The organism is Actinomycetospora aeridis (assembly GCF_037400275.1).
In the GTDB taxonomy this organism is placed as follows: domain Bacteria; phylum Actinomycetota; class Actinomycetes; order Mycobacteriales; family Pseudonocardiaceae; genus Actinomycetospora; species Actinomycetospora aeridis.
The window spans coordinates 116262-123993 of the sequence record NZ_JBBEGL010000005.1; the positions used below are offsets into that span (position 1 = coordinate 116262).

General features: G+C 73.8%; 9 protein-coding genes. 3 read left to right on the plus strand and 6 right to left on the minus strand.

The window, feature by feature from the left end:
* The first annotated feature begins 84 nt into the window (after positions 1–84).
* Positions 85–945 (plus strand): hypothetical protein, encoded by an 861-nt coding sequence (locus WCD41_RS18755; protein ID WP_337715135.1) that lies wholly within the window; start codon positions 85–87, stop codon positions 943–945.
* Positions 946–1002: 57 nt separating this feature from the next.
* On the opposite strand, the gene WCD41_RS18760 is transcribed toward WCD41_RS18755, so the two are convergent.
* On the minus strand, positions 1003–1176 hold the full coding sequence (locus WCD41_RS18760) for a CsbD family protein (RefSeq protein ID WP_337704471.1): 174 nt from the start codon (positions 1174–1176) through the stop codon (positions 1003–1005).
* Between the two features lie 69 nt (positions 1177–1245).
* Positions 1246–2994 (minus strand): MFS transporter, encoded by a 1749-nt coding sequence (locus tag WCD41_RS18765; protein ID WP_337715137.1) that lies wholly within the window; start codon positions 2992–2994, stop codon positions 1246–1248.
* A 59-nt stretch (positions 2995–3053) separates the two neighbouring features.
* Between WCD41_RS18765 and WCD41_RS18770 the strand changes: the two genes are divergently transcribed.
* The gene (locus WCD41_RS18770; protein ID WP_337715139.1) at positions 3054–3428 is read left to right on the plus strand and encodes a VOC family protein; all 375 of its coding nucleotides are present in this window, start codon (positions 3054–3056) and stop codon (positions 3426–3428) included.
* A gap of 28 nt (positions 3429–3456) precedes the next feature.
* Here WCD41_RS18770 and WCD41_RS18775 read toward each other — a convergent pair whose 3' ends face one another.
* From WCD41_RS18775 to WCD41_RS18785, 3 genes are read right to left on the minus strand one after another with little or no spacing between them, the layout of a single operon-like run.
* Positions 3457–4350, minus strand: coding sequence for an LLM class F420-dependent oxidoreductase (locus tag WCD41_RS18775; RefSeq protein WP_337715141.1), 894 nt, complete (start codon positions 4348–4350; stop codon positions 3457–3459).
* Between the two features lie 35 nt (positions 4351–4385).
* Positions 4386–5093, minus strand: coding sequence for a VC0807 family protein (locus WCD41_RS18780; protein WP_337715142.1), 708 nt, complete (start codon positions 5091–5093; stop codon positions 4386–4388).
* Positions 5094–5148: 55 nt separating this feature from the next.
* Positions 5149–5805 carry a MerR family transcriptional regulator gene (locus WCD41_RS18785; RefSeq protein WP_337715144.1) on the minus strand — a complete coding sequence of 219 codons (657 nt, stop codon included), beginning with the start codon at positions 5803–5805 and terminating at the stop codon, positions 5149–5151.
* 85 nt (positions 5806–5890) lie between these two features.
* Here WCD41_RS18785 and WCD41_RS18790 point away from each other — a divergent pair, with 85 nt between their 5' ends.
* Complete coding sequence (locus WCD41_RS18790; protein WP_337715146.1) at positions 5891–6388, plus strand: DUF4188 domain-containing protein; 498 nt, start codon at positions 5891–5893, stop codon at positions 6386–6388.
* Between the two features lie 2 nt (positions 6389–6390).
* Here the strand turns inward: WCD41_RS18790 and WCD41_RS18795 are convergent, their stop codons facing one another.
* A complete protein-coding gene (locus WCD41_RS18795; protein WP_337715148.1) occupies positions 6391–7731 on the minus strand; it encodes an acetyl-CoA carboxylase biotin carboxylase subunit in 1341 nt (446 codons plus the stop codon).
* Position 7732: the final 1 nt, after the last annotated feature.

The following is a 7732-nucleotide window of genomic DNA, read 5'->3' on the forward strand; positions in this document are numbered from 1 at the left end:
CGTCGGGCGTGGTGTCGGGCGGAGCACCGCGACGCGCCGGGCTTCCCGATGCCCGTCGCGATCATCCCAGGGCAGACTGGCCGGGTGCTCCTCCTGGGGCTGCTCGCCGCGCTCGCGTCGGCGGGCGCCAACGCCGGTGCCGCCCTGCTCGAGGCGAGTGCCGCCCGCCGCGCCAGCCGCGCCGCCACGGTGGTGCTGCACCCGATGTACCTCGCCGGGCTCGCCCTCGACATCGGCGGCTGGGTGCTCACGGTGCTCGCCCTGCGGTACATGCCGATCGTGGCGGTCCAGGCGATCGTGGCCGGGCAGGTGGGCATCACGGTCGTCGCGTCGCACTGGGTCTTCGACACCCCGCTGCGCCGGATCGACCTCGCCGCGGCCGGCGCCAACATCGTCGGGCTCGCCCTGATCGTCGCGAGCGCGAGCGTGGACGACGCGGCGGTGACCCCGTCGACGGCGGGCGAGGTCGCGCTCGTCGTCACCTTCGGGGTGCTGCTGGTGGTGTCCGTGCCGATCGCGATCCGCAGCAAGCGCGCGATGCTCGTGTCGTTCCTCGCCGGGCTCGCCTTCGGCGGGACGGCGGTGGCGGTGCGCATGGTCGACCTGCGGGGCTCGCTCGGCGAGATGGCGCGGACCGCGGCCACCGACCCGGTGGTCTGGGCGCTGCTCGGGTTCGCGGCCCTCGGGCTCGCGCTCTACACGGTGGCGCTGGGTCGCGGGGCGGTCGGGCCGGTGGTGGCCGTCCTGGCCGTGACCGAGACGCTCGCACCCGGCCTGCTCGGGCTCGTCGCCCTGGGCGACTCCGTCCGGCCGGGCTGGACACCGTGGTTCGTGGTGGGGCTGGTGCTCGCGCTGGGCGGGGTGGTCGTCCTGGCCCGCTCGCCCGCGCAGGCGTCGCTGTCGGGTGACGACGGCGTCGCGCCGCCGCCCCTCAAGCGCCTCTGAGCGAGGCGCCGCACCGAGGGACGGCGGCGCGCAGGTGTCGATCGTCGGCGGACCGGATCAGTCGCGGAACGCGTCCTTGACCTTCTCGCCGGCGTTCTTGAGGCTGCCGACGGTCTGGTCCTTCTTGCCCTCGGCCTCGAGGCTCTCGTTGCCGACGGCCTTGCCGACCGACTCCTTGGCCTTGCCCTTGAGTTCCTGGATCTTGTTGTCGGCCTTGTCCTCGCTCGCCATGTCGGCCTCCTCCCCGGCGCGCCGGTCCCGGGCGCCTCGTGGAGGGCCAGTACCCCCGGTCCCGGGTGGTCAACCCGCCGTCGATCGCTCCGGCACGTCGAGCACCACCTCGAGCACCACGTCGCGCACGACCCGCGCCTCGTCGGGGACGTCGACCCACGCCACCGCCGGGCGGTGGCCGTCCGCGCGCGTGACGAGCTGGAAGCGGCCCGGCCCCGGGACGAGGCGGTACCCGCCGTCGGGGTCCGCGGCGGTGGTCGCGGCCTCGTGACCGTCGGGGTCGACGAGGGTGAGGGTCGCGCCGGGTACCGCGTCTCCGGCGGTGTCGGTGACGTGGCCGGACAGGCCGTGCGCCTCCCCGGCCGGCGCGGGCGCCTCGGCGATCGCGGGCGCGTCCCCGGCGGCGGGCCGCCGACGGCGCCCGAGCAGCAGGTCGACCACCCCGAGAACGAGCGCGAGCACCACGAAGGCGACCGCGCCGACGAGGCCGCGGCTGATCGCGAGGGCCCAGTCGCCGCCGGTGCTGGTCAGCTGGCCGAAGAAGACGGCGCCGACCGCCGAGATGCCGACCGCCGACCCGACCCGCTGTCCCGTCTGCAGGACACCGGCCGCCGTCCCGCCCTCGCGGGGCGGCACCTCCTCGAGCGCGAGCGTCTGGTTCGGGGCGATGACGAACCCGCTCCCGACGCCGGCGACGAGCAGCGGCAGCGCGATCGCCCAGCCGACCTGCGCCGGGTCGAGGCGCAGGACGACGTCGACGGCGACCAGGCCCAGCGCGACCAGGACGAGCCCGCCGACGACCAGCGGCTTGCCCAGCCGGGACACCAGCCGCCCGCCGATCGCCGACGACACCGCCGACCCGAGCGCGAACGGGGTGAGCGCGAGCCCGGCCTCGAGCGGGGTGTAGGCGCGGCCGTTCTGCAGGAAGAGCGTGACCACGAAGAAGATCGCCGTGAAACCGGCGAAGTAGAGCAGGCCGAGCGAGGTCCCGAGCGCGTAGCTGCGGGTGCGCAGCAGGCCGAAGTTCACCAGCGGGTGGCCGTGGGTCCGGCGCGCGCGGCGCTCCCAGAACACGAAGACGACGAGCAGGACGACGGCGACGCCGATGAGCCACCAGGGCGCGCCGGACCGGTCCTGCTCGGAGAGCACCAGCGGGACCATGACCGCGACGACGGCGCCGCCGAGCAGGATCGCGCCGATCGCGTCGAGGGGCCGCTTCTCGCCGTCGGTCGCGGTGTCGCGGGGCAGCAGGCGGGCGCCGAGGACGAGCGCGGCGACCCCGATCGGCGCGTTGACGTAGAAGACCCAGCGCCAGCCGTCGGTCTCGCCGCCCCACTCGAGCAGCAGGCCGCCGAGCAGCGGACCGATGGCCGTCGAGATCCCGATCGCGGCGCCGAAGAGGCCGAAGGCGCGGCCCCGCTCGCGGCCGGTGAACAGCTGCTGGATGAAGCCGATGACCTGCGGGTTCAGCATGCCGCCCGCGGCGCCCTGCAGGAGGCGGAACACCACGAGCCACTCCGCGCTCGGGGACAGGGCCGCCGCGACGCTGGTCAGCGTGAACAGCGCCAGCGAGATCATGAACATCTTCTTGCGGCCGCGGTCGTCACCGAGGCGCCCGGAGGCGACGAGCACGAGACCGAACGCCAGCGCGTAGCCCGACACGACCCACGACAGCTCCGCCGACGACGCGCCGATGCCGCGCTGCATGGCGGGGAGGGCGACGTTGACGATGCTGACGTCGAGCAGCGTCATGAACCCGGCGATCAGGCACACCGCGAGGGCGCGCCACCGCCGGGGATCGGGCTCGGGAGAACTCACCTCGGGGAGTTTCCCCGAGTCCGGCCGCCGAATCGTGACACGAGACGAAGGGAACGAGCGTGGAGATCCTGTCGAGCCGCGTCCTGGTGCGCCCCCGCGACTGGGAGGTCTCCCGGCGGTTCTACGCCGAGTCGCTCGGGCTCGCGGTGGCCCGGGAGTTCCCGGGCGGTGTCGTCTTCTTCCTGGGTACGGGCTACCTGGAGCTCTCGAAGGCCGGGGCGGTGACGATCGGCGACGACGCGCTGTGGCTGCAGGTGCGCTCGCTGCCGGACGCGGTGGACACCCTGCGCGGCCGGGGCGTGACCATCACCCGCGAACCGCAGCGGGAGTTCTGGGGCCTCGACGAGTGCTGGATCGCCGACCCGGACGGCCGCGCGATCGTGCTCGTCGAGATCCCTCCGGGCCACCCGATCCGCACCGACCTACGTGAGTGAACTTCGGGGCTATAGCACCGAAGTTCGCTCACATGGAGAGGGCGCGGGCCAGCTCGCGGAGGTGCTCGCGGGGGTCGGCCATCGGGTTCTCGCCGAGGGCCTGGACCAGGACGTGGTCGGCGCCGGCGTCGAGGTGCGCGGTCACCGACGCCGCGATCGTGTCGATGTCGCCCACGCCGACCAGGGCCTTCTTGAGGCGGTCGGAGCCGCCGCGGGGCATGTCGGACTCCTCGAAGCCCTGGCGCAGCCACGAGTTCCGGTAGTTCGGCAGGCCCGAGTAGATCTCGAGGTGGGTGTGCGCCCGGCGCATCGCGTCGTCGGCGTCGCCCCCGACCGCCACCGCCTGCTCGGAGACGACCCACTTGTCGGGGCCGAGGGCCTCGCGCGTCACCCGGGTCTGCTCCGGCGTGACCAGGTACGGGTGCACACCGTCGGTCTCGGCGCCGGCGAGCTCGATCATCTTCGGGCCCAGCGCCGCGACCAGCCGGGCCGGGCGCCCGACGCCGGGCTCGATCTGCTCGGGCACGGCGGCCATGCGCTGCAGGTAGTCGCGCATCGTCGCCAGTGGCTTCTGGTACGTGCCGCCGCGCCCGCGCTCGACCAGCGGGGCGTGGCTCACGCCGAGGCCGAGCACGAAGCGCCCCGGGTACAGCGCGGTGAGCGTGCGCCCGCCGCTCTCCGCGGCGATGGGGTCGCGGGCGTGGATGTTGGCGATGCCGGTGCCGACGACGAGCCGCTCGGTGGCGGCGAGGAACGCGCCCGCCTGGGTCAGCGTCTCCTTGCCGTAGGCCTCGCCGTAGAACAGCGAGCCGTAGCCCATCGCCTCGATGTCGCGGGCGGCCTGCTGGGCGTCCTGGATCGACCAGGTGTCGCTGGTCCACCAGACGCCGATGCGGGACGGGAAGTCGATGCGAGCAGCCATGATCGCGGACGCTAGCCCAGCGGGGCGCAGCCCGCTCAGACGCTGACGTGCTCCCCGGCCCACGCCGAGGCCCGCCGGCTCTGGCGCACCGCGTAGGCGACGTTCCAGACGGCGAGCCCGGCGTTGGTCGCGATCAGCAGCGCGGCGGACACCCCGACCATGACCTCGACGGGCAGGGCGTAGACCAGCGGGATCCGCGCCACCGACTCGATGAGCAGGCCGAGGCCCCACACCAGCGCGCTGACGCGGAAGAGCCGTCGCACGACGGGGTTGGTGCGGTAGTACTCGTCCATCTTCCCGGCCTCGCGCGGCTTCCAGGTCTGGAACGCCGAGAGCGTCAGCGGCTTGCCGACGACGAGGCTGCCCAGGAAGCCCAGCGCCACCACCGAGGTGGTGAACGAGTCGCTGAGCAGCATGAACCGCGGGTCGTCGCTGGCGAAGGCGAGCGCGAGACCCAGCCCGAACATGCCGAGCATCACCGCCGCGAACCACGTGATGCGCCGCGTGCGCACCGCGACCCAGCACAGGCGCAGGCCCGCGGCGACCGTCGCGACGAGCAGGGCCACCCAGTCCGACGTCCCGAGCAGGTGCAGGACGTAGTAGCCGAGGACGGGGATGCCGATGTCGAACAGCAGCCCGGTGAGGGCGCCGAGGCCGCCCCGCGTCTCGGGAGGAGCGGACTCGGACGGCGTGCTCGCCTCGGGGGTCTCGGGGGCCGAGACCGCGGTGCCGGGGGTGCTCATGGTGCGCTCCTTCGAGAGGGTGCTACACCCAGTCTCGCCTGTTACACCCGATAATTCAACGATCCGCGGCAGATTTGTCCGTTCCGTCCTCCCCGAGCAGGCGGGCCGACGCGTCCGCCTGCGCCATCACCCGCAGCGCGAGCAGCAGCGAGCCGCCGAGCACGGTGCCCGTGACGGCCCCCTCGACAGCGCGCTCCCGGCCGTCATCGCTGCCGCTGGCGAGGACCGACTCGACCTCGCGCCGGGCGAGCTGCTCCATCGCCTCGGCGTAGTCGTCGATCGCCTCGCCGAACTGCGGCCAGCCCAGCCGGGTGTACGCGGCCAGGACGTCGGCGGCCGCCCGGCGCCCCGGGTTCTCCTCGGTGACGCTCCAGCCGCGGCGCGCCACGAGGTCGTCGACCCGCGCGCGGGCGGTCGACGACGCCTCGTCCTCGGCGCCCTCGGGCACCGACACCAGCGCGTCCTGGGCCGCGCCGAGCGCCTCGTAGAGCGACACCTCGCCGTCGACGGCCGCGAGCACCTCCTTCGCCGCGGCCACCGAGAGGCCGCCGACGTCGAGCAGCGCCCGCACGAGACGCAGGCGCCGCACGTGGTCCTCGCCGTAGTCCGCCTGGTTCGGCCCGGTCCGCTCGCCGGCCGGGAGCATGCCCTCGCGCAGGTAGTACTTGATCGACGGGACGCTGACGCCCGACCGCCGACTCAGCTCACCCACGCGCACGGGGACACCTCCGTTTGACAACAACGGATAGTAGGACTATCCATAGAGGGACAAGCACTACACCGTCCGGGAGGACGCCGTGAACCATCGTGTCACCGCCGAGATCGACGGTGAGTTCGTCGTCTTCGTGCTCGGGATGCACATCAACCGGCCGGCCCGGATCCACGAGTGGCTCCCCGTCGTCGGCGCGATGCGCCCGATGGTCAAGGAGCTGCTGCGCCACCCGGAGCTCGGGCTCCTGCACGCCGAGCAGGGCTGGATGTTCGGCGGCCCCGCGCTCGTGCAGTACTGGCGCTCCTACGACCAGCTCATCGCCTACGCCCGCAACACCGACGCCGCGCACGTGCCGGCGTGGCGCGCGTTCAACAAGGCCGCGCGCCGCACCGACGCGGTGGGCGTGTTCCACGAGACCTACCGCGTCGCCGAGGGGACCTGGGAGACGATCTACAGCCACATGCCGGTGATCGGCCTGCAGAAGGCGTCACGGGGGCAGGCGGTCGGGGCGTCGAGCACCTCCGCGACCCGCCTGGGCGACCGCCACGAGGACACCGCGCCCGTCCCCGTGGCGGCCGGCTGAGCTCAGCCCCGGGACGCGAGCAGACCCGTGTCGTGCTCGCCGCGGCGGAAGCGCGGGTCGTCGAGCAGCTCGCGCTGGAAATCCGTCAGCACCGCCATCCCCGGCCCCCCGATCCGCGTCTCGTCGAGCGCCCGCGCCATGCGCGCCAGCGCCGCGGGACGGTCGGGCGCCCACGCGATCACCTTGGCGATCATCGAGTCGTAGTGCGGGGGGACGACGCTGCCGACCTCGCAGTGCGAGTCGAAGCGCACCCACGGCCCGCCGGGCGGCGTGCACACGTCGAGGCGGCCGGGCGTCGGCGCGAAGCCGCGGGCCGGGTCTTCGGCGTTGAGGCGGCACTCGATGGCGTGGCCACGCAGCCGGACGTCGGACTGGCGGATCGAGAGCGGCTCGCCCGCCGCGATCCGGAGCTGCTCGGCGACGAGGTCGACGTCGGTGACCATCTCGGTGACCGGGTGCTCGACCTGGATCCGCGTGTTGCACTCCATGAACCAGAACTCGCCGCTCTCGTCGAGCAGGAACTCCATGGTCCCGACGCCCCGGTAGCCGACGGCGAGCGCGCCCGCGACGGCCGCCTCGCCCATCCGCGCCCGCAGCTCCTCGTCGACCGCCGGGGACGGCGACTCCTCGACGAGCTTCTGGTTGCGCCGCTGTACCGAGCAGTCCCGCTCGCCGAGGTGCACGCCGTGGCCGTGGTCGTCGCACACGATCTGGACCTCGATGTGCCGCGCCGGGTCGACGCGGCGCTCGAGGTAGACGGTGGGGTCGCCGAAGAGCATCTGCGCGTCGTCGCGGGTGCGCCGGAACGCCGACTCCAGGTCGCCCGGGGCGTCGACGACGGTGATGCCGCGCCCGCCGCCCCCGGCCGACGCCTTGATCATCAGCGGGAAGCCGACCTCGCGGGCCGCGTCGGCGGCCTCCTCGGCGGTCGCGACCGGCGCCGACCCCGGCAGCGTCGGGAGGCCGGCCGCCGCCATCAGCGAGCGGGCGGTGGCCTTGTCGCCGAGCTGCTCCATCACGCCGGGCGGGGGCCCGATGAACGTGATGCCGTGCTCGGTGAGGATCTCGGCGAACCACGGGTCCTCGGAGAGGAAGCCGTAGCCGGGGTGCACCGCGTCGGCGCCGCTCTTGATCGCGGCCCCGACGACGTTCGGGATGTTGAGGTAGCTCTCGCGCGCCGGCGGGCCGCCGATGTGCACCGCCTCGTCGGCGAGCCGCACCGCCGCGGAGTCGGCGTCGGCGGTCGAGTACACCGCCACGGCACGGGCGCCCACCTCGTGGCAGGCCCGGATCACGCGCACCGCGATCTCCCCGCGGTTGGCCACCAGGATCGTGTCGAACATG